At 51.9% G+C, this 22,571-nt stretch carries 17 protein-coding genes and 1 tRNA gene; 8 read left to right on the top strand and 10 right to left on the bottom strand.

Annotated elements, in window-relative coordinates; all coding sequences use genetic code 11:
- The first annotated feature begins 29 nt into the window (after positions 1 to 29).
- From GW590_RS15830 to GW590_RS15815, 4 genes are all read left to right on the top strand, one after another.
- Positions 30 to 3,863 (top strand): cellulose biosynthesis protein BcsC, encoded by a 3,834-nt coding sequence (locus GW590_RS15830; protein ID WP_169404027.1) that lies wholly within the window; start codon positions 30 to 32, stop codon positions 3,861 to 3,863.
- A 12-nt stretch (positions 3,864 to 3,875) separates the two neighbouring features.
- Complete coding sequence (gene bcsD, locus GW590_RS15825) at positions 3,876 to 4,355, top strand: cellulose biosynthesis protein BcsD (RefSeq protein ID WP_169404026.1); 480 nt, start codon at positions 3,876 to 3,878, stop codon at positions 4,353 to 4,355.
- 9 nt (positions 4,356 to 4,364) lie between these two features.
- On the top strand, positions 4,365 to 5,381 hold the full coding sequence (locus tag GW590_RS15820; protein ID WP_169404025.1) for a glycosyl hydrolase family 8: 1,017 nt from the start codon (positions 4,365 to 4,367) through the stop codon (positions 5,379 to 5,381).
- Between the two features lie 555 nt (positions 5,382 to 5,936).
- The gene (locus tag GW590_RS15815) at positions 5,937 to 7,415 is read left to right on the top strand and encodes a PhoPQ-activated pathogenicity-related family protein (protein WP_169404024.1); all 1,479 of its coding nucleotides are present in this window, start codon (positions 5,937 to 5,939) and stop codon (positions 7,413 to 7,415) included.
- 83 nt (positions 7,416 to 7,498) lie between these two features.
- Here the strand turns inward: GW590_RS15815 and dppF are convergent, their stop codons facing one another.
- From dppF to GW590_RS24630, 6 genes are all read right to left on the bottom strand, one after another.
- The gene (gene dppF / locus GW590_RS15810; protein WP_169404023.1) at positions 7,499 to 8,509 is read right to left on the bottom strand and encodes a dipeptide ABC transporter ATP-binding subunit DppF; all 1,011 of its coding nucleotides are present in this window, start codon (positions 8,507 to 8,509) and stop codon (positions 7,499 to 7,501) included.
- Positions 8,499 to 9,521: a dipeptide ABC transporter ATP-binding protein gene (gene dppD, locus GW590_RS15805; protein ID WP_169404022.1), complete on the bottom strand. Its 1,023-nt coding sequence runs from the start codon at positions 9,519 to 9,521 to the stop codon at positions 8,499 to 8,501. The genes dppF and dppD overlap by 11 nt, the downstream gene beginning before the upstream one ends.
- Positions 9,522 to 9,531: 10 nt before the next feature.
- Positions 9,532 to 10,446 (bottom strand): dipeptide ABC transporter permease DppC, encoded by a 915-nt coding sequence (gene dppC / locus GW590_RS15800; protein WP_169404021.1) that lies wholly within the window; start codon positions 10,444 to 10,446, stop codon positions 9,532 to 9,534.
- Positions 10,447 to 10,456: 10 nt separating this feature from the next.
- Complete coding sequence (gene dppB, locus GW590_RS15795; protein ID WP_169404020.1) at positions 10,457 to 11,476, bottom strand: dipeptide ABC transporter permease DppB; 1,020 nt, start codon at positions 11,474 to 11,476, stop codon at positions 10,457 to 10,459.
- A gap of 212 nt (positions 11,477 to 11,688) precedes the next feature.
- A complete protein-coding gene (gene dppA, locus GW590_RS15790) occupies positions 11,689 to 13,296 on the bottom strand; it encodes a dipeptide ABC transporter periplasmic-binding protein DppA (protein WP_169404019.1) in 1,608 nt (535 codons plus the stop codon).
- 718 nt (positions 13,297 to 14,014) lie between these two features.
- Entirely contained in the window at positions 14,015 to 15,940 is a 1,926-nt protein-coding gene (locus GW590_RS24630) for an anthrax toxin-like adenylyl cyclase domain-containing protein (RefSeq protein ID WP_169404018.1), read from the bottom strand.
- Between the two features lie 306 nt (positions 15,941 to 16,246).
- Here GW590_RS24630 and GW590_RS15780 point away from each other — a divergent pair, with 306 nt between their 5' ends.
- Positions 16,247 to 16,471, top strand: a complete 225-nt coding sequence (locus GW590_RS15780) for a YdgH/BhsA/McbA-like domain containing protein (RefSeq protein ID WP_169404017.1) — start codon at positions 16,247 to 16,249, stop codon at positions 16,469 to 16,471.
- Positions 16,472 to 16,575: 104 nt separating this feature from the next.
- Here the strand turns inward: GW590_RS15780 and GW590_RS15775 are convergent, their stop codons facing one another.
- Positions 16,576 to 17,448 (bottom strand): LysR family transcriptional regulator, encoded by an 873-nt coding sequence (locus GW590_RS15775; RefSeq protein WP_169404016.1) that lies wholly within the window; start codon positions 17,446 to 17,448, stop codon positions 16,576 to 16,578.
- 172 nt (positions 17,449 to 17,620) lie between these two features.
- On the opposite strand from GW590_RS15775, the gene GW590_RS15770 reads away from it, so the two are divergent.
- Together GW590_RS15770 and GW590_RS15765 are read left to right on the top strand one after the other, a co-directional pair.
- The gene (locus GW590_RS15770) at positions 17,621 to 18,046 is read left to right on the top strand and encodes a VOC family protein (RefSeq protein WP_169404015.1); all 426 of its coding nucleotides are present in this window, start codon (positions 17,621 to 17,623) and stop codon (positions 18,044 to 18,046) included.
- 388 nt (positions 18,047 to 18,434) lie between these two features.
- On the top strand, positions 18,435 to 19,010 hold the full coding sequence (locus GW590_RS15765; RefSeq protein ID WP_169404014.1) for a hypothetical protein: 576 nt from the start codon (positions 18,435 to 18,437) through the stop codon (positions 19,008 to 19,010).
- 159 nt (positions 19,011 to 19,169) lie between these two features.
- Here the strand turns inward: GW590_RS15765 and GW590_RS15760 are convergent.
- The 3 genes from GW590_RS15760 to GW590_RS15750 form a co-directional block, all read right to left on the bottom strand.
- A tRNA-Pro gene (locus GW590_RS15760) sits at positions 19,170 to 19,246 on the bottom strand.
- 135 nt (positions 19,247 to 19,381) lie between these two features.
- Positions 19,382 to 19,807, bottom strand: coding sequence for an organic hydroperoxide resistance protein (locus GW590_RS15755; RefSeq protein ID WP_169404013.1), 426 nt, complete (start codon positions 19,805 to 19,807; stop codon positions 19,382 to 19,384).
- 166 nt (positions 19,808 to 19,973) lie between these two features.
- Positions 19,974 to 20,438, bottom strand: a complete 465-nt coding sequence (locus tag GW590_RS15750; protein WP_169404012.1) for a MarR family winged helix-turn-helix transcriptional regulator — start codon at positions 20,436 to 20,438, stop codon at positions 19,974 to 19,976.
- Between the two features lie 277 nt (positions 20,439 to 20,715).
- On the opposite strand from GW590_RS15750, the gene atzF reads away from it, so the two are divergent.
- Complete coding sequence (gene atzF, locus GW590_RS15745) at positions 20,716 to 22,569, top strand: allophanate hydrolase (RefSeq protein WP_169404011.1); 1,854 nt, start codon at positions 20,716 to 20,718, stop codon at positions 22,567 to 22,569.
- Positions 22,570 to 22,571 lie beyond the last annotated feature (2 nt).

Raw genomic sequence — 22,571 nt, 5'->3', positions numbered from 1 at the left:
CGGCAACAGGGTGATAACCGGAGTTGAAAATGAAAAAAAATAGACTGTCCCAGGCAGTGATCCGGGCCATTTATCTCGTCGGAATTGTGGGCACAGGGACCCTGCCAATGATAGCCATGGCAGACGACGCCAGCAATCCAGCGATGAAAGCGCTGTTCGATCAGGCCAGCTACTGGCACGATCGCGCACATGACGATCTGGCAAAAGATGCATTGCAAAAAATATTGTTGGTCGATCCCAACAATACCCAGGCACTGTATCTGATGTCGCTTTACGCCATGCAGGGCGGTGACAAAACCGCCGCCAATCAGTGGCGTGACAAATTAACCCAGGTGTCGCCGCAGGATCCGCGGCTGGCCTCCCTTAATAGCGCCAAAGTCTTGCAGTCAATCCCGCCGGCACAGCTGGCCTCGGCGCGGCAGATGGCAGCACAGGGTAATATCAGCGGCGCACTGACCACTTATCGTTCTATTTTTAACGGTAATCAGCCGCTCGACAGTCTGGCCACCGAATATTATCTGACCATGGCGGGCGATAAAACGCTGCAGCCGGAAGCGATCCGCGGCCTGCAAGAGCGCGTGGCTCAGCATCCTAACGATCCCTCGGCGCGTCTGGGGCTGGGTAAAGTTCTGACCTATCAGGAATCTACCCGCCGTGACGGTATTAATCTGCTGGCTACGCTGGCAGGTTCAAGTCCGGAAGCGGACCGTTCGCTGCGTCAGGCACTGCTGTGGATGACGCCGCAGGAAGGCGATCGCGCACTCTATCAGGGTTATCAGGCACGCCATCCCAACGATACCGGCGTCATGGCCTATTTCCAGAAAAATATTGGTGGGGCCACCAAGGGCCAGGGCTTTACCGCCCTCAACAACGGCAATGTCAGCGATGCACAAAGCAAATTTGAAACCGTGCTGCGTGACAATCCTAACGATACCGATGCGTTGGCAGGCATGGGCTATATTGCCCAGCGTAGCGGCAACTTTGACCAGGCGGCAGATTATCTGTCCCGCGCTGCAGCACAAGGCGGCCCGAACAGTAGCCAACTGAGCAATCAGGCACAGGACTCGCGTTTCTACGGCCAACTGGCGCAGGCGAAAAGCGCCGCCGCCAGCGGCAGTTACGACAAAGCGCTGGCTACCATTACCCCATTGACCCAGGCCGGTGGTGATAAAGGTCTGGCGGCCAATCTGCTGCGCGCTGATATTCTGCGCCGCAAAGGCGACCTGCCAGCGGCTGAACAGGCTTATAGCGCCATGGGGGATAATCCCGATGCCCGCGCTGGCCTCTATTATGTCTTGCGTCAGGAAAATAAAGGCGCCGAAGCCACCCAGGTTCTGCAAACTCTGCCGGGGGCGCTGCGTAATAAACTGCAGCCGCCTACTCCGATTGATATGGTCGAACCTTTGCGTCGTCAGGCCGCTCAGGCCGTGGCGGCAAACGATCCGCAGCGCGCACTGAATCTGTTGCAACAGGCACAGGAAAGAGCCCCGGGCAATATCTGGGTCAAACTGGATATGGCGCGTATTCTGCAACAGCAAGGCAACGGTGCCCAGGCACAGTCGTTAATGGCCGGTGCCAGCCGTCCGGGCGCGACGCCGACCGACCTCTATGCAGCCGCACTCTTTGCCTCCGAAACCAAAAACTGGTCTACCGCCAGCAGCCTGCTGTCACGTATTCCGCGCAGCGGCCAGAACAGCGGTATGCGCGATTTGGCGCAACGCGCCAACTTTAATCAGCAAATGGCCACCGCCGAAGCCTATCAGCAACAGGGCAATACCGTCGCAGCGGCCAATACATTACGCGCACTGGCACAGAATCCGCCTTCTGCTCCGGCAGACGTCGGTGCATTGGCTCGCAATCTTGCCGCAGTCGGCGACCTGCCAATGGCGGTGAGTCTGGTGCGCAAAAATATGGCGCAGGGTATCAACGGCAATGCCGGGGACTATGCTGACCAGATCACCGTATTGAATCAGGCCGGGCTTGGTGCCGAGGCGCAAAGCTTCCTGCAAAATCCGCAGATCCGCGCCACCAGCACGCCAACCGCGCTGGCCAATATGCAAAACGGCTATATCATCAACCAGGTCGATCAGTTGCGCGATCAGGGCCAGTATGCCGCCGCCTACGACAAGCTGATTGTGGCGCTGCAAGCGGATCCGCAAAACCGCGATTTAATGCTGGCCATGGCGCGTCTGTATCAGTCGGGCAAAATGAACAAGCAAGCCGGTCAGGTTTATAACTATCTGATGAGCAACGATACGCCAACGCAGGATGCACGGATGGGGGCGATCAATATTGCTCTGGCCGAGGGTGATAATCAACGCGCGCAAACGCTGATGGCCGGTCTCAATGGTCCGCGTACGCCGGATCGTCTGCTGTTGGCCGCTCGCGTAGCCGAAGCCCAGGGCGATCACGACCAGGCACTGGCGCTGCTGCGCTCGGCCAAGGGCAAGATGATTGGTCTGGAAGGCGTTGACGGCTCGGCTCGGGTTGCCGGACTGCAATCGGCAGATAATCCGTTTATCAATAAATCGACCCGCAGCACCCGCACCACTACCCAGTCGGTGTATGGCACGGTACTGCCTTGGCAGCAAAGCGATCAAATTGCCAATGCTGGCAGTACGGCACCGCTACCGGGGGCAACGCCAACAGCCGTGGTACAGCGCAATGCCACCGAAAAGCAAATCGACGATATGCTCGATACCCTGCAGGATAAAACCGCGACTTGGGTACAGGGCGATATGTCTATTCGTGGACGTGATGGTGAAAGCGGCTTAAGTCAGTTGACCGAAGCCAAAGCGCCAATGACCTTCTCTACGGTGCCGTTTGATTCTTCCCGTCTGACTCTGGGCGTTACACCGATTTCTCTTAGCGGTGGCAGCAGTAGCGGTTCGGGTAACACCCGCTTTGGTACGGGTGCCTTGCATGGCGTATTAAGCTCTTCCACCCAGGCACTGGTTAATGCCGGAACCTATGTCGCCACGGCCTCCGATTATCAGGCAGCGACTACCTCGGGCACGCAAAATGAGTCCGGCGTTGAGTTGAGTTCCTCTCTGTCTGGCGAAAGTTATAAAGCCGATTTGGGCAGTACGCCTTTGGGCCAGGACCTGAGTACGCTGGTCGGTGGGCTGCAATGGGCACCTAAACTTAATGATTACACCACACTGACCGTAACTGCCGAACGTCGTGCCATTACCGACAGTATCCTCTCCTATGTCGGTACAAAAGACGCCTACACTGGCGATACCTGGGGTCAGGTCACCAAAAACGGCGGCAGCGTCAACCTGTCTTACGACAATGGTGATGCCGGCTTCTATGCAGGCGGTGGCTATTACGCTTATCGCGGTACCAACGTAGCAGATAACAAAGGCGTCAGCGCCAATGCGGGCATGTATGTTCGCCCTTATCGCTATGATGACCGCCAGTTGCAAACCGGTATTAATATCGGCTATATGAATTACGACAAAAACCTCAGCTACTACAGCTATGGTCAAGGTGGTTACTTCAGCCCGCAGAACTATGTCAGCGTCTCTTTCCCGGTGGACTACACCCAGAAATATGACGACTGGGATCTTAAATTGCACGGTGCTGTCGGCTACCAATCCTATACCCAGGACAAGAGCGCCTACTTCCCGAATAATCCGGATCTCCAGGCTGCTTTGGAAACCAAAGTTGCCAATAATACCGCAGCAGAAGCCTACTACCCTGGCGGCACTAAAAACGGTATTGGCTGGAATGCGGGCGTGGGTGGCAGCTATCACCTGAATAAAAATATGCAGATTGGCGGACAAGTTGGCTACGATACTTTCGGCGACTATAACGAAAGCACCGCCAATGTTTACTTCCGTTATTTAATGGGCCAGTAATTAGGAATGAGCATGCAACAATTTAACGATGCGCAACGGGTACAAGATTACTACCGCCAGCGTCAGCAGCAGCCTGGCTGGTTTAACCTGGTCCAGGCCCTGTTTTCCGGCATTCTGACCTCTGCCGAGGATGAAGATGCCCGGGAATTTCTCAAGATGATTGGCGGCAATCTGGCAGCGCAGCATACGCTGCCCGCTGCCGGTACCGTCGGCGAACTGGAGGACAATCTTAACGCTCTGCTGGCCCGCTTTGATTGGGGCGTCGTCAGCATCGACGCCACCGGACAATATTTATCTCTGCGCCACCTTGCCTGGCCTGTTCCTTCCCAGGGACAAGATGATATCCTGTGGCAAACCGCGCTGATTGCGGTACTCGAAGGCGCATATAGCCAATGGCTGAACGCCCAGAGCAATCATGCCCAGGTCCCGGTTCGTTGGCTGGAAACCACCGCGGAAGGTGGTTTCATTTTCCGTTATCAAAATGGTTTGTAAGGATTTTTTATGTTGCCAATTCGGGCGCGCAGCCTTGTGCTGTGGTTTAGCCTGGTGTTATCCCTGTTTTCCTCAGCTGTAATGGCACAGGACAACGGATGGTCCACCTTTAAAAATCGATTTCTGATGCCCGATGGGCGCATTATCGACACCGCCAATCATAATGTCAGCCATACCGAAGGTCAGGGTTTTGGTATGGTGTTGGCCGTTTTCAATGACGATCAAAAGACCTTTGATCAACTTTGGCAATGGGCCAATACGCGGCTTTATCGTAAAGAGATTGGCCTCTACTCCTGGCGCTATGATCCGGCAGCCAAAGATAAAGTCGCCGATGCCAATAACGCCTCGGACGGTGATACCCTTATTGCCTGGGCGCTGTTGATGGCCGGTGAAAAATGGCATCAACCGAGTTATACCCAGGCATCGGATAAACTGCAGGCGGCGTTGATCAAATATACGGTGATGGATTTTGCCGGTTATAAAGTGATGCTGCCGGGGATCTCCGGCTTTGATCAGACCAGCAGCATTATCGTAAACCCGTCGTACTTTATTTTCCCCGCCTGGAAAGCCTTTTATCAACGTAGCCATCTGAAGGTCTGGAAAGAACTGGACGAGAGCGCCACGCGCATGCTGGACAACATGGCCTTTGGACCTTATCGCTTGCCAACCGACTGGGTGACGATACAAACCGACGGTACCATGACGCCCGGCAGCAAATGGCCAACCCGATTCAGCTTTGATGCTATCCGCATTCCACTTTATCTGGCATGGGCGCATCCCGGCAGTCCGCAGCTGTCGCCTTTTATCCAGTTCTGGCAAAAGTTTCCGCGTGAACAGACCCCAGCCTGGGTAGATGTGATGACCGGCAGCAAAGCGGGCTATAACCTCTCTCCGGGTACCCTGGCCATCCGTGATTTGACCATGGCCAACAGCGGCGCTATCGACTCCACGTTGCAGGCAAAAGAAGATTATTACTCTTCCAGTCTGCATCTGTTGTCGTGGTGGGCTGCAAAGGGTCAGCAGTAACGACCTCTGCGCTTTGCTGCATCAGGTTTTGATGCAGCAAAGCGCTAACCCAGACCTGAATTCGCCACGCAAACACCCTGCACAATTATTTTTATCCGCCTTGCCGACTTATCGCCCCGCTTATCTTTAATATATTTTTGTGAACGATTTATTTCACCAGAATAATAACTGTCGCGTATTTTTATTGTTGATGCCATTCATTATATGTATAAACGTTGATTAAATCACCGCTACCAATTAGCTTAGTGGACATCATCCAGTAAGAAAGCCCTGCCTGATGGCAAAATTAAGAATAACTTATTAGCCAACATACTATTTGAGCGTTAAGCCATTAACAAAATATAAATGAAAATAACATTGCAAAAAGATAATCATTAGTAATTAAATTAACTGGGCTATGATGCTAAGCGTTATGCACATCCAATAATAATAAACCAATCACGCTTTTTCATTGCACTGAATTAAATTAAGCGAAGTATTAACCCAATTGAAATTACGGATTAAATTAAATAACCACAAAGTGTAATAAAAAACCCACCTGTAGAGAGACAATATATGAAAATTAATTCTTATTTAATCATTCCTGCTTTGGTGTTTTCTTTTCCCTCCTTGAGCCAAACAACTTTTTCCCAGTCAATGAGTCAAAGCGATGACCCGGGTTATAGCCATGTTTTACCCGACTATCGCCAGGCGCTGGCGGCACAACCCCTGGACTACAGACTGATAAAAGAAGAGAAACAGCCAGACATAAGCTTAAAATACTATCAGTTGAACTCACAAACCTGGTCGCCGCAACACCAGGTTTCCCCGGAAAAATGGCAGCACAACGTCATTTTTTATATCCCGGCGCATCCGCAAAACCAACGGGCTTTAGTGATTATCAATAATGGCACCAATAATGCGTCATCCTCCATGTCAGCGTCTCCTCCCACCGACTTCACCACCGAGATGCTCACCCGGCTGGCGCGCGAAACACAGACGATTGTTATCGCCGTCAGTGATATTCCCAATCAATATCTGACCTTTGAAAATGACGGCAAGCCGCGCAGAGAGGACGATAGCGTGGCACGCAGTTGGGCATTGTTTATGCAGGCACCGCCACAGTATCAAACACTGCCCCTGCAAGTTCCGATGAGCGGCGCGGTCTCACAAACCCTGTCGCTGGCCGAGCAAGAATTAAAGGCATGGCACATTAAACGCTTTATTCTCTCCGGCATTTCCAAACGCGGCTGGACAAGCTGGCTTACCGCCATTGCCGATCCGCGCGTTGACGCCATCGTGCCTTTTGTTATTGATCTTCTCAATCAACGAGAAGCCTTAACCCATATGTATAAATCCTATGGCGGTAACTGGCCGATCGCTTTTTTCCCCTATTACAATGAAAAAATCGACACCCAGATAACCAGCCCACAGTTTGCGCAATTAATGCAAATACAGGATCCTCTTGCCTATGCCAATAGCAGCTATAAGCATCGGCTGGCTATCCCCAAATATATTGTCAATGCCAGCGGTGACGACTTTTATACTCCCGACAATAGCCGTTTTTATTACGATAAATTACCGGGGCAAAAATCACTGCGCGTTGTCCCCAACTCCAGCCATTATGGCGTTAAAACCGTGGCCACCGAGACCTTGATCCCTTTTGTTAAACGCATTCAGCAAAATAAAGCGCTGCCGGCCATCAGCGTAACGCAGGAGAAAAAAACCGGTGAAGAAACGCTGAAGATATTTTTCTCCGAAAGCCCGGTCAGTATTAAACTCTGGTCGGCCAATAATCCGCTGGCGCGAGATTTTCGCTATGCCTGTAATATTCGCTATCACGCCAGTGACATTCCGCTAGCCGATAACCACAACCTGACGGTAAAACTCGTGGATCCCACACGGGGCTGGACGGCCAGTTTTGTTGAAGCCACCTTCAAGGACGGCTATGTGTCCACGACACCCGTCGTTATCTCAACGGACGAGGTTTACCCTGCCACGCCACCTGAAAAAGGCGGTCCGGCATGTCAAACGCTTCCTGGTCGAGGTCTTTGATTAAACAGGTGACGGTAGCCAAGAAATAAAAAAGGATGTGCCCCGTCTGGCGGGGCACATCCGGTACAGCCTGAACGCCCGGCTTAAACGCCAGCGTTTTCCTTCTCATCCTGATCAACAGCAAAACAGGCAACCAGCTGATCGCCATACTGCTTTAACTGCGGCTGGAACTGTGTACAGGTGCCAAAAGCCCGGCGACAGCGGGCGTTAAAGGCACAACCCGCCGGAGGATTGAGCGGACTTGGCAATTCCCCGGTCAGCTTGATACGTTCACGGCGATCGTCCGGATTAAGCCGCGGCGTCGCAGACAACAGCGCCTGAGTGTAAGGATGACGCGGATTATTAAACACCGCCTCTTTGGAACCTTTCTCCACGCAGCGTCCGAGATACATCACCATCACTTCATCGGCAATATGCTCCACCACCGACAGATCGTGGGAGATAAACACGTACGACAGGCCCAGGTCCTGCTGCAAATCCATCATCAGGTTCAGCACCTGAGCACGCACCGACACGTCCAGCGCCGAGACAGGTTCGTCGGCGATCACCACGTCCGGATCCAGCATCAGACCACGGGCGATAGCAATACGCTGACGCTGACCACCGGAGAACATATGCGGATAGCGATCGTAATGCTCGGTTTTCAAGCCCACTTTCGCCATCATCGCCAGCGCTTTTTCACGGCGCTCCTGGCTGCTTAACGTGGTGTTAATCAGCAATGGCTCTTCGAGGATCTGCCCGACTTTCTTGCGCGGGTTCAGAGAACCATAAGGGTTCTGGAAAACAATCTGGATTTTCTGCCGGCGCAGCTTCTCGGCGGTAACATCCGGCTTGAGCAGGTCCTGCCCCTGATAGTAGAGCTCACCGTGCGAGGGCACTTCAATCATGGTCAGCAGGCGACCCAGAGTTGATTTTCCGCAGCCGGACTCCCCCACTACCGCCAGGGTTTTACCGCGCTCAAGTTCAAACGAAACGCCATCAAGCGCTTTTACCGTCTGTTCGGGCTTGAACAGCCCTTTCTTCACCGGGTAATGTTTTTTCAGGTCAATCGCCTTGAGCAGCGGCTGAGTTCCGGTGGTGTGATTAAGACTCATAGCTTGGTCTCCCGGCATCATCCAACGGATAATGACATTTGGACTGGCGGCCCGGTGCGCCCTGCAATGCAGGTTCCTCTTTACGACAGCGATCGTTGGCATACGGACAACGAGGGTTGAGCAAACAGCCTTGAGGGCGGTCATACTTGCCCGGCACCACGCCTGACAGCGACTGCAGACGCGCTTTATCCGTGGAGAACTCCGGCAGCGAGCGCAGTAACGCCTGGGTGTAAGGATGACGAGGCGCACGGAAGATCTCGGAAGATTTTCCGGTTTCGACCACCTGTCCGGCATACATCACGATAATGTGGTGTGCCGCTTCGGCTACCAGCGCCAGATCGTGCGTGATCAGCATCAGCGCCATATTCTCTTTCTGCTGCAGTTCCAGCAGCAGCTCGATAATCTGCGCCTGGATGGTCACATCGAGGGCAGTAGTCGGTTCATCGGCAATCAGCAATTTTGGTCGACAGGCAATGGCCATGGCGATCATTACGCGCTGACTCATACCGCCGGATAACTGATGCGGATAAACATCCAGACGCGAGGCCGGATCGGGAATACCGACCAGATTCAGCAGGTCAATAGTGCGCTGACGACGCGTTTTCTTATTGCCGCCCTGGTGCACCTTTATGGCTTCCATAATCTGGAAACCCACGGTGTAGCAAGGGTTGAGGCTGGTCATCGGGTCCTGGAAAATCATTGCCACTTCAGAACCGACAATCTGCCGACGCTCTTTTTCGCTAATGCCCAGCAGATTATGACCGCCAAACTCCAGCTGGTCGGCCATCACTTTGCCAGGAAAATCGATCAGGCCCATCAACGCCAGCGAGCTAACGGATTTACCCGAGCCGGATTCACCGACAATACCCACCACTTCGCCTTGCTTGACGCTATAGCTGATGCGGTCAACGGCGCGGAAAGGCGTACCTTCATCGCCGAAATGTACCGACAGTTTATTTACGGTCAACAGCGTTTTGCCGACCGCGACATCTTCAATCAATGTTGTATCCATCTCTCTCCCCTTACTGCTTGAGTTTCGGGTCGAGGGCATCACGCAAGCCATCCCCCATCAGGTTAAACGCCAATACCGTCAGCAGAATGATCACACCAGGGAAGGTCACGACCCACCAGGCGCTTTGCGCGAACTGCAGTACATCGGAAAGCATGGTGCCCCACTCAGGTGTTGGCGGCTGTGCGCCCATACCGAGGAAGCCTAACGCCGCCATATCCAGAATGGCGTTGGAGAAGCCGAGCGAGGCCTGCACGATCAGCGGAGCCAGACAGTTGGGCAAAATATTGACAAACATCTGGCGGGACGAACTGGCCCCTGCCACGCGGGAGGCGGTGACATAATCGCGGTTGACCTCGACCAACACCGCTGCACGGGTTAAGCGCACATAATGCGGCAAGGCCACAAAGGTAAGCGCCAGCGAGGCGTTAACGATGGATGGGCCGAAAATGGCCACCAACACCAGCGCCAGCAACAGGCTGGGCAGCGCCAGCATAATATCCACCACGCGCATGATAATGGCATCGACCACACCGCCGTAGTAACCGGCAAACAGGCCAAAAATCACGCCGAGGATCAGCGACAACACCACGACCAGACAACCGACCAGCAGCGACAAACGCGCGCCGTACATCAGACGCGATAAAATATCGCGACCGACATCATCGGTGCCCAGCAAGAATTTCCAGCTACCACCGTCCATCCACGCTGGTGGTTTTAGCAGGGCATCACGGAACTGTTCCGCCGGTCCGTGCGGTGCCAGCATATTGGCGCCGATGGCCAACACCAGCATGATAATGATATAGACCAGGCCGGTAACGGCCCCTTTATTACGCTTGAAATAGTGCCAAAACTCACGCATTGGCGGCATAGGCGCCGGTGCGCCGGTAACCAGATCAGCGGCGACAGGTTCAGTAACTTGAGTCATTGTACGCCTCTTATTTTTTGTGACGAATGCGCGGGTTAACAATGCCATACAGCACGTCGACCAGCAGGTTAACCAGGATGATCAGTGTCGCCACCAGCAAGACACCGCCCTGAACCACCGGATAGTCGCGACGCTGCAAGGCTTCAATCAGCCAGCGCCCCACGCCGGGCCAGGAGAAAATGGTTTCCGTCAGTATCGCACCGCCGAGCAGGGTACCGACCTGCAAACCAATCACTGTCACCACCGGCAACATGGCGTTGCGCAGGGCATGCACCACAATCACGCGCATGCGGCTGACGCCTTTTGCACGGGCAGTACGAATATAATCCTCACCCAATACTTCCAGCATTGAGGAGCGCGTCATACGCACAATCACCGCCAGCGGAATAGTGCCCAGCACAATGGCAGGCAGGATCATATGCATGACGGCGTCTTTGAAATCACCAGGCTCGCCCCAGATCAAGGAGTCGATCAGCATAAAACCGGTGAGAGGTTGGCTTTCATCGAAAAAGACCACATCGCTTATGCGCCCCGATACGGGCGTGAGATTCCAGTGCACCGAGACCAGCATGACCAGCATGATCCCCCACCAGAATATCGGCATCGAATAGCCGGTCAGCGAGATCCCGACCGCCGTATGGTCAAAGATGGAGCCGCGCTTCACCGCCGCCAGTACCCCCACCGGAATGCCGACGATAATGGCAAAAATCATCGCGCAGATACCCAGTTCCAGGGTAGCTTTAAAGCGAGGCACAAACTCCTTCCACACCGGGGTACGGCTGTTTAATGACATGCCCAAATCGCCGTGCAGCACGCCATTGACATAATGGAAATATTGTTGATAAAGAGGCTTGTCCAGCCCCATTTCTGCCATTAACTGAGCATGGCGCTCGGCAGAAACACCGCGTTCTCCGGCCATGATGGTCACCGGGTCACCGGGGATCATGTGCACGAAGGCAAAGGTCAGCAAAGTAATGCCGATAAACGTTGGGATAACTAACCCCAAACGTCGGAGTATGAACTGCAGCATATCCCGTACTCTCTGTATAAAATGCCCGGAGAACCGTAGTCCTCCAGGCTTATTGTTAGCTCACATTGCTTGTACAACGATGACGCACTCGCCATAGCCGTGGTGAAACGGCCGGTAAGCTACACAGAGGGTGCGTAGCAATCAGAAGGTACCTTTTCAGGCACTGATTGCGCGCACCGCGCTATGTGGCTCCCTGGCATTTCAGTAGGCTATTACTTGATGTCGACGTTTTCGAAGTGATGCTTACCTAATGGATCCACAACATAACCGGTTACTTCTTTACGCACTGGCTCGTACACGGTTGAGTGAGCAATGATCAGTGCTGGTGCCTGGTCATGCATCACTACCTGAGCCTGCTGGTAAAGTGCCGCACGTTTAGCGTGGTCAGGCTCAGCGCGAGCTGGCTGGATCACGTCTTCAAACGGCTTGTAACACCATCTTGAATAGTTGGAACCGTCTTTTGCAGCCTGGCAGCTAAACAGGGTAGCAAAGAAGTTATCCGGGTCCCCATTGTCCCCGGTCCAACCCATCATCACAGACTGGTGTTCGCCGTTTTTCGCACGCTTGAGGTATTCGCCCCACTCGTAGGTTACGATTTTGGCGGTCACACCGATTTTCGCCCAGTCAGACTGGATCATTTCAGCCATGCGACGCGCGTTCGGGTTGTATGGACGTTGTACAGGCATTGCCCACAGGTCGATAGTGAACCCGTCTGGCAGACCGGCTTCTTTCAGCAAGTCTTTGGCTTTGGCCGGATCATAAGGATAATCCACGACCTCTTTGTTGTAGCCCCACATAGTTGGTGGGATCAGGTTTTTAGCCGCCTGGCCTGCACCCTGATAAACCGCTTCGATAATCGCTTTCTTGTTCACGGCCATGGTCAGCGCCTGGCGAACTTTGACGTTATCTAAAGGTTTTTTCTCGGTGTTAAACGACAGATAACCCACATTCAGCCCAGGTTGTTGCATCAGGTTGATGGTGGTGTCTTTTTTCATTGCCGCAATGTCAGCCGGATTCGGGTACGGCATGATCTGGCATTCATTTTTTTGCAGTTTGGCATAACGCACAGAAGCGTCAGGAGTAATGGAGAATACCAGACGATCGATTTTTGGTTTGGTGCCCCAATACTCTTTAAACGCGCTGTACAGAATGCGCGAATCTTTCTGATACTGTTCCATCTGGAAAGGACCGGTACCAATTGGCTCCAGGTCGATTTTTTCTGGCGTGCCGGCTTTGGTCAGGGTGTCGGCATATTCAGAAGAGAGGATAGACGCGAAGTCCATCGCCATATCGGCCAGGAACGGTGATTCTGGGTGATTCAATACGAACTGAACGGTGTAATCGTCAACTTTGACGATGCTGCTGATCAGATCGCCCATGCCCATACCGTCGAAGTATTCGTAAGTGCCGCCCGAAACTTTATGGTACGGGTTGGTGGCATCTTTCTGACGGTTGAAGGAGAACAACACGTCGTCGGCATTGAAATCACGGGTGGCTTTAAACGCTTTGCTACTCTGCCATTTCACGCCCTTGCGCAAATGGAAGGTGTAGGTTTTGCCATCGGCGCTGACGTCCCATTTTTCGGCCAGACCAGGCTGGATTTCTGTGGTACCGATTTTGAATTCCACCAGACGGTTATAGATTGGCACCGAGCTGGCATCGTAAGTGGTACCCGAAGTGAAAAGCTGCGGGTTGAAGCCTTCCGGCGAACCTTCAGAACAATAAACCAGTGTTTTTGCCTGAACGCTGGCCGCCACTGTCAGCGCAATCAGACCCATACTGAATTTCAGCATGCCTGATTTACCCAAGGAAATTCTCATCGCTTTTGCTCCATTTATTAATGGTGATGTGGATGTGTGTGTTATGTGTTCAGCTCACGTCACCCTTTATTTTTTATTTACGGGCAGACGCGCTTGTCCGGTAGCTGCAGAAGTGAAGTTTCAGACGTAGGACAAACGTCTCCAGAGGTGCTGCCGGGCAACGATTTGCACCAAAAAAGACGGCAAATTTTTACCCGATTAATGTTCTGGTCAATCCTGTGGGTATCAATTTCGCAACTCTGATCGGTATCGTCAATATAACCGTCAGGCTTTTACAAAGAGTGTGAGTAACAGCAAACAAACATAAAAAAACACGAAATTAACATTTACAGGATTAATATTTAGTCATAAGCGGATATACCAGTACATAACTCCACATTTAGTGCAATAGCCAGCAAATCGCACCATATAACAAGTCCAAAAAATCCTCGTTAAATGCAGATTTTCTGAACGGTTATTTTTTAAATATCGCTAAATAACAGCGGAAAATGCTGAAACCCTCGACTAAAGAGCCAGGGAGGCAGTGCTTATTTCATTAAAGAAATAAACCCCAGGGGAGCGGGAATTCGCTGTTGCACTATTTTAGTGCGCAGCAATGATAACTTATGGTGCACAGCATATATGCCTTCTATACGGAAAACTGGCGCGTCTAAAAAACAGAGTATTACCGCCTGCCATGTTCCTGGCTCATATTACGGTTCACCCTGCTTTGAGCAGGCTAGAGGCCCAGCCGCGGGCTAAATTCCGGTGAATAGGCCTTATCTTTAAATTTAATATATAAATCAGAAAGTTGCTTAGTAAACTCCGCTTTTTTTGCCGCGTTATCCTTGCCGGACACCCGTACCTGAACCGGCTTTTCATGGGGAATAAAAAATATCGGTTCATCATCCGGATTTAAACCGGGGCTAAAGGGATTGCCCGCTTCATCGTTATGCCAAACCAGCTTGCCCCCCTGATAACCTTCTGCAGCGATATTTTTATTGAGATCGCCAATAATGGTTTGGCCATAAAAATGCACATTGCCCATATTTTGATCCTCGCCTGCGGCGTCATTTTTTTGCGGCTGCAGATAAGGGAGCTTAAAACTCCCCTGGAGTGACCTTGGCGGAATGGTCAATGGCCGACGATTATAAGACTGATTGCCATGGGGGATAAGGGTAAAGAGATCGTAGTCTGCCACAACCGGCTGATTGCCAAGTGCTGCCGATAACGGCATCGCCGCCCCCTGTTCATTGCTTTGCGAAGGATTGGTCATCACTTTGACATTGTTATTATTTTCGTCCAACACCGTCCCGTCTTGCTCGATTTTAAACTGATATTCACCAGCAGGATATTGTGCCTTAAAGTTGCCTTCACCTAGATCGACCAGCTGTTTTTTATCAATCAGCTCCTGGATGCGACCGCTATTTAATTTAAGATCAACGGCCAATGCCCCTTTTTCTTTTGCCCTGGCAATAGATTGCCGCTGGGTATCATGCTGTGCAATCGACACTTTGGAGTAACGGGGGTCTTCGGCGATAAATCCTGCCGTGGGTCCGCTAGCGCTAGACTTGGCTTTCATATGGAAATTTTTGGAAGGATACCCTGCCGTCAGCAGCGACTCACTCAGCAAATTGGGGGCACGCACCCCGATAATGACATTGTATTTTTCCGCAGTACGCTGAAAAGCGGCACCATATAGCAACGGGGGGACTGGGGTATCCGCTTCACCGCCTGCCGCTCCCACAGTATCGCTGGCGATCCCCCCTTGCATACTGACCCGCCGCCACTGCTGGTCTTTGTTGACGGCACTGCCATAAGGCATCAGCTTATTGCGCTGGGTATCAATATAGAAGGTGTTGTACCCTTCGCCGCCCGGTACTTTTCGGGCATAGACCTCACTGCCTCCTGGCCCTGACAGCGTGGTTAGGGTGTGGTGGCGGCTTAATTCCGCCGGGCGGTTGTTTTGATCTTCAACGGCTGGATTTTCCGCTCTGGCGTGGGCATGGTTGTTATCTGGGTTAAGCGCGGGCGGGACAAAGACTTTGCTGGCTGTCTGCAAAAAACCGGATCCTCCGGCCGCGTCATTGCCGCGAGGTGGGGAGCTCCCCCCTTGCCGACTGTGACGGAGCAAAGGCGCGGTCGAAGCGCTGCTGGGGGCTCTTGCCCTGGACGCTTTGGGTTTCCAGGCTGACGGTGCCTGACTGCCAAAGGATGTGCCGCTGCGATCGACAGTATGGGTCGCCATCACCTGTTCTAAATAAGCCACGCTATTTTGCGTGGCTTCGTGGCTAATAATGATGCTGGCGGTATTTTTTATCGCCTCCCAGGCATTTTTTTCATTCTCGAAAACCTTCTCGCTATCTGCCGCATCACCAAACCAGCGATTCATATACGAGGCATCAGCATAAATATTTTTCTTCTGATCTTCGTTATCCGTTGCCTTGATCAGGGCTGATACCACCTGCTTATCGCTGACACCGCAGTCTATTGTTGATGAGAAATCAACGGCTGTTTGCTTCAATGCCGGTAGCTCGGCTGGCGCTTTAAGATTTATTATCGGCGGCGGATGCGGGGGAGCATTATCCTTATTTACCGGCCGATCGGCAGCCAGCAATATTTTAGCGGGGGGTAATGCAGCATAAGCGCTCACTTGATCATCCATGATAATTTTCCTATTGATATAAACGAGATATAAATTTTTATCCTTTTGCGCCTCCCCTTCTTATAAATCATTAAGGCCATAGTGAATAAGTGTCACTTCGTCAGACAAAGTTCATTTGAAAAACACAGCCGTCTACAGCCTTGGGTGGCTGGCATGACATGCTGTTCCCCGTTATAAATTAACATTCAATTATTTTGACAGATAAAGACAAAACAGTCCGCTATTCATCCTGGCGGATGCCGCCTATTATTACTCCATCGAAGGCACAGCGTCTTCTTCTTAACACTAACGAACAGGAATTGAATCATGAAATCTATCAAAAACTTTGTTGCAGTTATCGCTCTGACTACCGCTTCTTTCGGTGCACTGGCCGCACAGGACTTCGGAACCGTTACCGCAACTGATAACAATCTGGACTCACTGGAAGCCACATTGGCCGCTAAAGCCACTGCTGCAGGGGCAACCTCTTACAAAATCATCGAAGCCGGTGGTCAAAACAATCTGCATGGCACTGCTGTTCTCTACAAATAAGCAGTTAATTCACCCTCAATCACCGCGAAATGGGAGCCTATGGCTCCCTTTCGTCATTTCAGACTATTGTATGGTCCAAGCACTCAACGCGTCTGCCCGTCGTGTTACTCCGCCCCGGCCACCTCGTGCAGGCAGCGGGTAATCAGCAGATGCAGCGCTGATTGGCGGTTACTGTGCCGCATTACCAGGATCAGTTCACGATGGAAAGTCATCTCCGCCAGCGGGATCACCCGCAGGTGGGCGTTGCGCTCCAGCCATAAGCCGGCCAATGGCACCAGCGCTACCCCTAAACCACTCTCCACCATTTTGACAATGGCATCGATTTCATCGATCTCCAGCGCAACTTTTGGTTCCAGCCGCTGGCTACGCAAAAACTGGGTGACCAGACGCCCACCAAAAGAGGTGCGGTCGTAACGAATAAAAGGCCGTTCGCGCAGCAATAGCAGCGGATCCTCCGCCACTGTCTCCGTCGGGGCGATAAGGACAAAAGGTTCCCGCAGCAGGGTTTCGCTATATAAATCCTTCGGCAGGGGAAATCCGGGTTTGATCACAATCGCCAGATCGATATTGCCGGCATCCACCTGCGTCAGCAGATTAAAAGACACGCCGGGTATCAGCTTGGTTTCCAACGCCGGTGCTTGCTGATGCAGCCTCACCAAAACTGCAGGCAACATACCGGTCTGAAAAGTCGAGATAGCGCCAATTTTTATCACCCCGCGAAAATCATTGAGCGTTTCGGGTTGTGACATATCAGCAAAAATTTGCAGGATCTGCTCGGCCATCGGCAAGATACGGTTGCCCGTCGCATTGAGCACCGCCGTTCGTCCGCTGCGATCAAACAGCGGCATACCGAGATAATCCTCCAGCCCACGGATTTGCGCACTGACCGCCGACTGGGTCAGACCAATACGTTGACCGGCAGCGGCGAAGGTTCCGTCCTGGGTCACTGCGATAAAAGTTTTTAACTCACGTAGCATCGCCGCCTCATTCATCTGTTTTTTTAATCAGTCACAGCAATATTATTTGTTTTTAATAAAAAATTTTATCGATAACAATGATGAAACACAACATAACACTAACATAACCAAGTTTATTGCCGTGACAGTGGTGTCAAAGGCAGTGGCTCAGCGTATCAACGGGAGTATCAATATGGCATTAAGCCCTTTTCACCTGGCTATTCCGGTCTATGACCTGGCTACCTGTCGCGCTTTTTACGGTGAGACCTTCGGTTTATCTGAAGGCCGTTCCAGCGCCCAATGGGTAGATTTTGATTTTTATGGTCACCAACTGGTGATCCATGAGCATCCCAAAACGGCAACCCAGGACTCGGCTCATACCAACCCGGTCGATGGTCACGATGTACCGGTGCCCCATTTCGGCATTGTGTTGGGCTGGGATGAGTGGGAACAGCTTGCCGCACGCCTGAAATCATTCAATACGCACTTTGTGATTGAACCTTATATCCGTTTTCAGGGGCAGGTTGGCGAGCAGGCCACCATGTTCCTGTTAGATCCTTGCGGCAATGCGCTTGAGTTCAAGGCATTTAAAGATATCGGTCAACTTTTTGCCCGCTAGCAAGAACGCAGTTCTGGCTGTAAAAAATAAAAACCCGCAGAGATTAAGCTGCGGGTTTTTATTTTTATTATATTTAAACAAACAATAACAAAATTCACCTGGTGTTGGTGTCTTATACCATTTAATGCACTAACTGAAATATCTTATAACTATTGATATATAGTTTGCGTGAGTATTTACTCTGTATATTTAAGAAGGAATCATTCACCTGATGAATGAAACTACTTAGGAAGGGCAAAAACGCTCGCTAATGGATAATTTATATTCACCTATAGAAAATTTCAACTAAAATTGCAATTTAATTGCATTCTGTGTTATTTAATGAACTTCGTAACCCTGTTTTTTCAAACTAATATATTTATATCGCGAAATTAACTATTGGTTAAATATGTTAGATACTTTAGGGAAACGCTTAAAATGCTGTCGGTCAGCAACGGGAAAAACGCCACAACAAGTGGTCAGTTACGTTCACAAGTGCGGTGTCAGTCTCTCTTATGCAACCTATACGCGCTGGGAGTCTGGGAATTGTACACCGCGCAGAAAAGAGAACGCTTTTTTGTTTATTCGCGATTTTTTCAAGATCCATGGACTCCCCGTTAACCTTGAATGGTTATTAACCGGACAAGGCTTTCCTCCACAGTTTGTAAAATATCGCAATATTGACGAAGCCACCTTATTTATTTTAATTAGTAGAAATATTCTTGATGCCGAATTACTGCAAGTTGCCGGAACTTACGGCGAGCCTTTTGTTAAGTATGGTGATTTTTGTATTCTGTCTACCAGCAATAATGTGAATTGTAACCATAATAATCTGTGCTATATCAAAACCACCCGCTTTATCAGTATTGGGATTTTAACTATATTAAATGAAGAAGCTGTTTGCCTGACAAATAATACCAGCATCATCATTGAAAAAAACCAGATTTTGGAATGCAAAAAGGTGAAGTGGATCCAGAAAAAATAAAAAGACCGTTGCAGGCTTCGTGAACCCATAGGCAACAAAGGGTAGCGGCTCGGGTGATAAGCGGCATAACCTTGGGCGCTCTACCCTGGCTGACGATCGCCATTGAGCGGCCAAAAGCAAAAAACCCGCGAGCCATAAGCTTGCGGGTTTTTCTAAATGTGGTCGGCGAGAGAGGATTCGAACCTCCGACCCACTGGTCCCAAACCAGTTGCGCTACCAAGCTGCGCTACTCGCCGAATTGGGCCGCATAGTACTGCCGGTATGACTGAGCGTCAATCCCTTTTTCTACCTTTGCTGCCAAGTGCTTATAAAACAGACGATACCGGGAAAATTCCCCTCCTGCATCGTCTGTCAGCACATTATTTATGCAATTATTTAACGTTCAGCGTCACATCAATATTGCCACGCGTTGCGTTAGAGTACGGGCAAACCTGATGAGCTTTGGCGACCAGATCTTCGGCAACGCTGCGTTCGATACCTGGCAGGGTGATATCCAGCTGTACTTCAATACCAAAACCACCGGGGATGGCACCAATACCCACAGCGCCTTCAATTTTGGCTTCGGCAGGAATACGGATCTTTTCCTGTGATGCCACGTGTTTTAATGCGCCGAGGAAGCAGGCTGAGTAGCCCGCAGCAAACAACTGTTCCGGGTTGGAGACTTCACCGCCCGCGCCACCCATTTCTTTAGGCACGCCCAGTTTCACGTCAAGAACGCCATCTGATGAAGTCGCACGACCATCACGACCGCCGGTTGCAGTTGCATGAGCACGGTAAACCACTTTTTCAATAGACATAATTTGTTCCTTTTATCTGACAGAGTAGAGAGTAGGTGTCTGGTAACACCACCCAACTAAAAACACGATTAAATCGCGCGCTATTTATATAACTGTAGCAGAGATACAAAATTCTGCACTCCACATAACATTAAATTTCACTTAGTCTGGCCAGCAATCCGAAAAACTACTGATTGTTTTGCAGATTTTTTCTTAACTTTTCCAACTGCTGCTTCAGCGCCGACACATCTTCCATACTGCATTCACTGGCACAAGCCACTGCTTCAGGAATACCGCGCGCCTTTTCTTGCAGCTCACGTCCCGCCTCGGTGAGGGAAATAATCACCTGACGCTCGTCGGCCTGCGCCCGGCGACGTACCAGCAAACCAGCCACTTCCAGACGTTTAAGCAAGGGTGTCAGGGTGGCAGAGTCGAGATACAGCTTTTCGCCGATATCTGACACTATCAGTTCATCCTGCTGCCAAAGCACCAGCATCACCAGGTATTGCGGGTAGGTCAGTTGTAACTGGCTTAACAGCTTGCGGTAGACTTTATTCAATGCCAGATTGGCGGAATAAAGCGCGAAGCACATCTGCTGGTCAAGATGCAGCATGCGTGTCGATGTCAGTTCAGGGTCGGTTTTTTTGTTCATGCACAGAATATATATAGCGCGCGATATTATAGCAAGCATATTTACACTTGCCCCACGGATCCAGATCCTTGGCTATAAGCGTAGCACGCAGCATGTGGCAGGACGCAAGCCGCCCGAATCTTGCACTGATTTTGTACAAGTGCGCCCCGCTGGTGGTGCGCAAAAATGCGGCACTAGCCAAATTATTTTAAAATACATCGTTAAAACAACAAGTTAATAAATGGCACGGCGCTTGCTTAGATGAATTCAATCTTGTGTACTAGATGGAATTCAACTTATGACATCCGCCTCTACCCCCTATATCGGCTTTCAGTTGCGTGACTGGCAACAGCATTACCAAAGCGCGCCGGACAGCCTGCGCAGTGCACTGGGGATCGTCGTCAACAGCCTCAGTGACCATGATAATGCCTGGCTGTATCGCGTCAGCGCCGATCAGCTTGAAGATCAAATCGTCCAACTGGAGGCGCTGCGCCAGCAGTCTGGCGGCTCCCTCGACGATCTGCCGCTGTTTGGCGTGCCCTTTGCGGTAAAAGACAATATCGACGTTGCCGGTTGGCCCACCAGCGCCGCTTGCCCGGCGTTCACCTATGTGGCACAGCAAGACGCTACCGTGGTGGCAAACCTGCGGGCCAAAGGGGCCATCGTCATCGGTAAAACCAACCTTGACCAGTTCGCGACCGGCCTGGTGGGTACCCGTTCTCCCTTTGGTGCCGTGACCAATACCTTTAATCCCGACTATGTCAGCGGCGGTTCCAGTTCTGGATCGGCATCGGTGCTGGCTCGCGGTCTGGTGGCCTTTTCACTGGGCACCGATACCGCCGGTTCCGGGCGCGTGCCTGCCGGTTTTAACAATATTGTCGGGCTTAAACCGACCAAGGGCTGGCTGTCTAACCACGGGGTGGTTCCCGCCTGCCGCCTGAATGACTGTGTGTCGATCTTTGCGCTCACCGTCTCCGATGCCTGGCAAGTCGCTCGTCTGGCGGCCAGCTACGATGCCGAAGATGCCTATTCCCGCGTCAACCCGCATACCGCTCCGGCGGCCATGTCTTCGCAACCGCGTTTTGCGGTGCCGGACAGCCTGGAATTCTTTGGCGATAGTCAGGCCGAAAAAGCCTTTCAACTGGCGCTGGAAAATCTCAGCAGCAGCGGCGTCACGCTGGTAAAAATCGACTTCACCCCTTTTAAAGCCCTCGCTGAACAGCTCTATTACGGCGCCTGGGTGGCCGAGCGCACCGTGGCGGTGGGTAAAATCTTTACCGACTCGCCAGAAGCCATGGATCCGGTGGTGCGCAACATTGTGGCCAATGGCCTCAATTACACCGCCTGCGATGCCTGGCGCGCGGAATATTTGCGTGCCGAACTGGCGCAACAAATCAACCAGGCGCTGGCAGGATTTGACGCGCTGGTGGTCCCCACCTCCCCCACCATCCGCACCCTGCAGGAAATGGAGCAGGAACCGGTGTTGTACAACTCGCAGTTTGGCACCTACACCAATTTCACCAATCTGGCCGATCTCTGCGCGCTGGCGCTGCCGTCAAGCCTGCGTGACGACGGACTACCGGCGGGCATTACGTTGATTGCCCCCGCCTGGCACGACGGCGCGCTGGCGGCTTTTGGCCGTCAATGGCAACGCAGCCTGTCGCTGCCGCTGGGAGCCACCGGCAAAACCCTTAACGCCGACCACGCCATGACCGGGCCAATGCCGGTCAGCCGCGACCATGTCCGGGTTGCCGTGGTGGGCGCACATCTGACCGGCATGCCGCTTAACTTCCAACTGACGCAGCGCAATGCGGTACGCGTCGAGCAAACCCGCACCGCCAGTGACTACAAACTCTATGCCCTGGCCAATACCCAGCCGCCGAAACCCGGTCTGGTCAAAGCCGAAGGCGGCAGCAACATCATTGTTGAACTGTGGGATATCCCCCTGGCGCGCTTTGGCGAGTTCGTTGCCGAAATCCCCGCACCGCTGGGAATTGGCACGCTCCAGCTGGCCGATGGCCGCAGCGTCAAAGGTTTTATCTGCGAGCCCTGGGCCATTGCCAGCGCCAGCGACGTCACCTCATTTGGCGGCTGGAGAAGCTACGTCGAACATCTGAAATCCACCGCATCCAGCACCGCGAACAACGCCTGAGG

Origin of the sequence: Rouxiella aceris (assembly GCF_012933545.1) — a bacterium.
In the GTDB taxonomy this organism is placed as follows: Bacteria; Pseudomonadota; Gammaproteobacteria; order Enterobacterales; family Enterobacteriaceae; genus Rouxiella; species Rouxiella aceris.
This window is presented reverse-complemented; position numbering and strand designations above follow the sequence as displayed.

Bases quoted from the DNA above. Each gene is read 5' to 3' on its own strand.
- GW590_RS15830 (WP_169404027.1), top strand. From the start codon at position 30: ATGAAAAAAAATAGACTGTCCCAGGCAGTGATCCGGGCCATTTATCTC.
- bcsD (WP_169404026.1), top strand. From the start codon at position 3,876: ATGCAACAATTTAACGATGCGCAACGGGTACAAGATTACTACCGCCAG.
- GW590_RS15820 (WP_169404025.1), top strand. From the start codon at position 4,365: ATGTTGCCAATTCGGGCGCGCAGCCTTGTGCTGTGGTTTAGCCTGGTG.
- GW590_RS15815 (WP_169404024.1), top strand. From the start codon at position 5,937: ATGAAAATTAATTCTTATTTAATCATTCCTGCTTTGGTGTTTTCTTTT.
- dppF (WP_169404023.1), bottom strand. From the start codon at position 8,509: ATGAGTCTTAATCACACCACCGGAACTCAGCCGCTGCTCAAGGCGATT.
- dppD (WP_169404022.1), bottom strand. From the start codon at position 9,521: ATGGATACAACATTGATTGAAGATGTCGCGGTCGGCAAAACGCTGTTG.
- dppC (WP_169404021.1), bottom strand. From the start codon at position 10,446: ATGACTCAAGTTACTGAACCTGTCGCCGCTGATCTGGTTACCGGCGCA.
- dppB (WP_169404020.1), bottom strand. From the start codon at position 11,476: ATGCTGCAGTTCATACTCCGACGTTTGGGGTTAGTTATCCCAACGTTT.
- dppA (WP_169404019.1), bottom strand. From the start codon at position 13,296: ATGAGAATTTCCTTGGGTAAATCAGGCATGCTGAAATTCAGTATGGGT.
- GW590_RS24630 (WP_169404018.1), bottom strand. From the start codon at position 15,940: ATGGATGATCAAGTGAGCGCTTATGCTGCATTACCCCCCGCTAAAATA.
- GW590_RS15780 (WP_169404017.1), top strand. From the start codon at position 16,247: ATGAAATCTATCAAAAACTTTGTTGCAGTTATCGCTCTGACTACCGCT.
- GW590_RS15775 (WP_169404016.1), bottom strand. From the start codon at position 17,448: ATGCTACGTGAGTTAAAAACTTTTATCGCAGTGACCCAGGACGGAACC.
- GW590_RS15770 (WP_169404015.1), top strand. From the start codon at position 17,621: ATGGCATTAAGCCCTTTTCACCTGGCTATTCCGGTCTATGACCTGGCT.
- GW590_RS15765 (WP_169404014.1), top strand. From the start codon at position 18,435: ATGTTAGATACTTTAGGGAAACGCTTAAAATGCTGTCGGTCAGCAACG.
- GW590_RS15755 (WP_169404013.1), bottom strand. From the start codon at position 19,807: ATGTCTATTGAAAAAGTGGTTTACCGTGCTCATGCAACTGCAACCGGC.
- GW590_RS15750 (WP_169404012.1), bottom strand. From the start codon at position 20,438: ATGAACAAAAAAACCGACCCTGAACTGACATCGACACGCATGCTGCAT.
- atzF (WP_169404011.1), top strand. From the start codon at position 20,716: ATGACATCCGCCTCTACCCCCTATATCGGCTTTCAGTTGCGTGACTGG.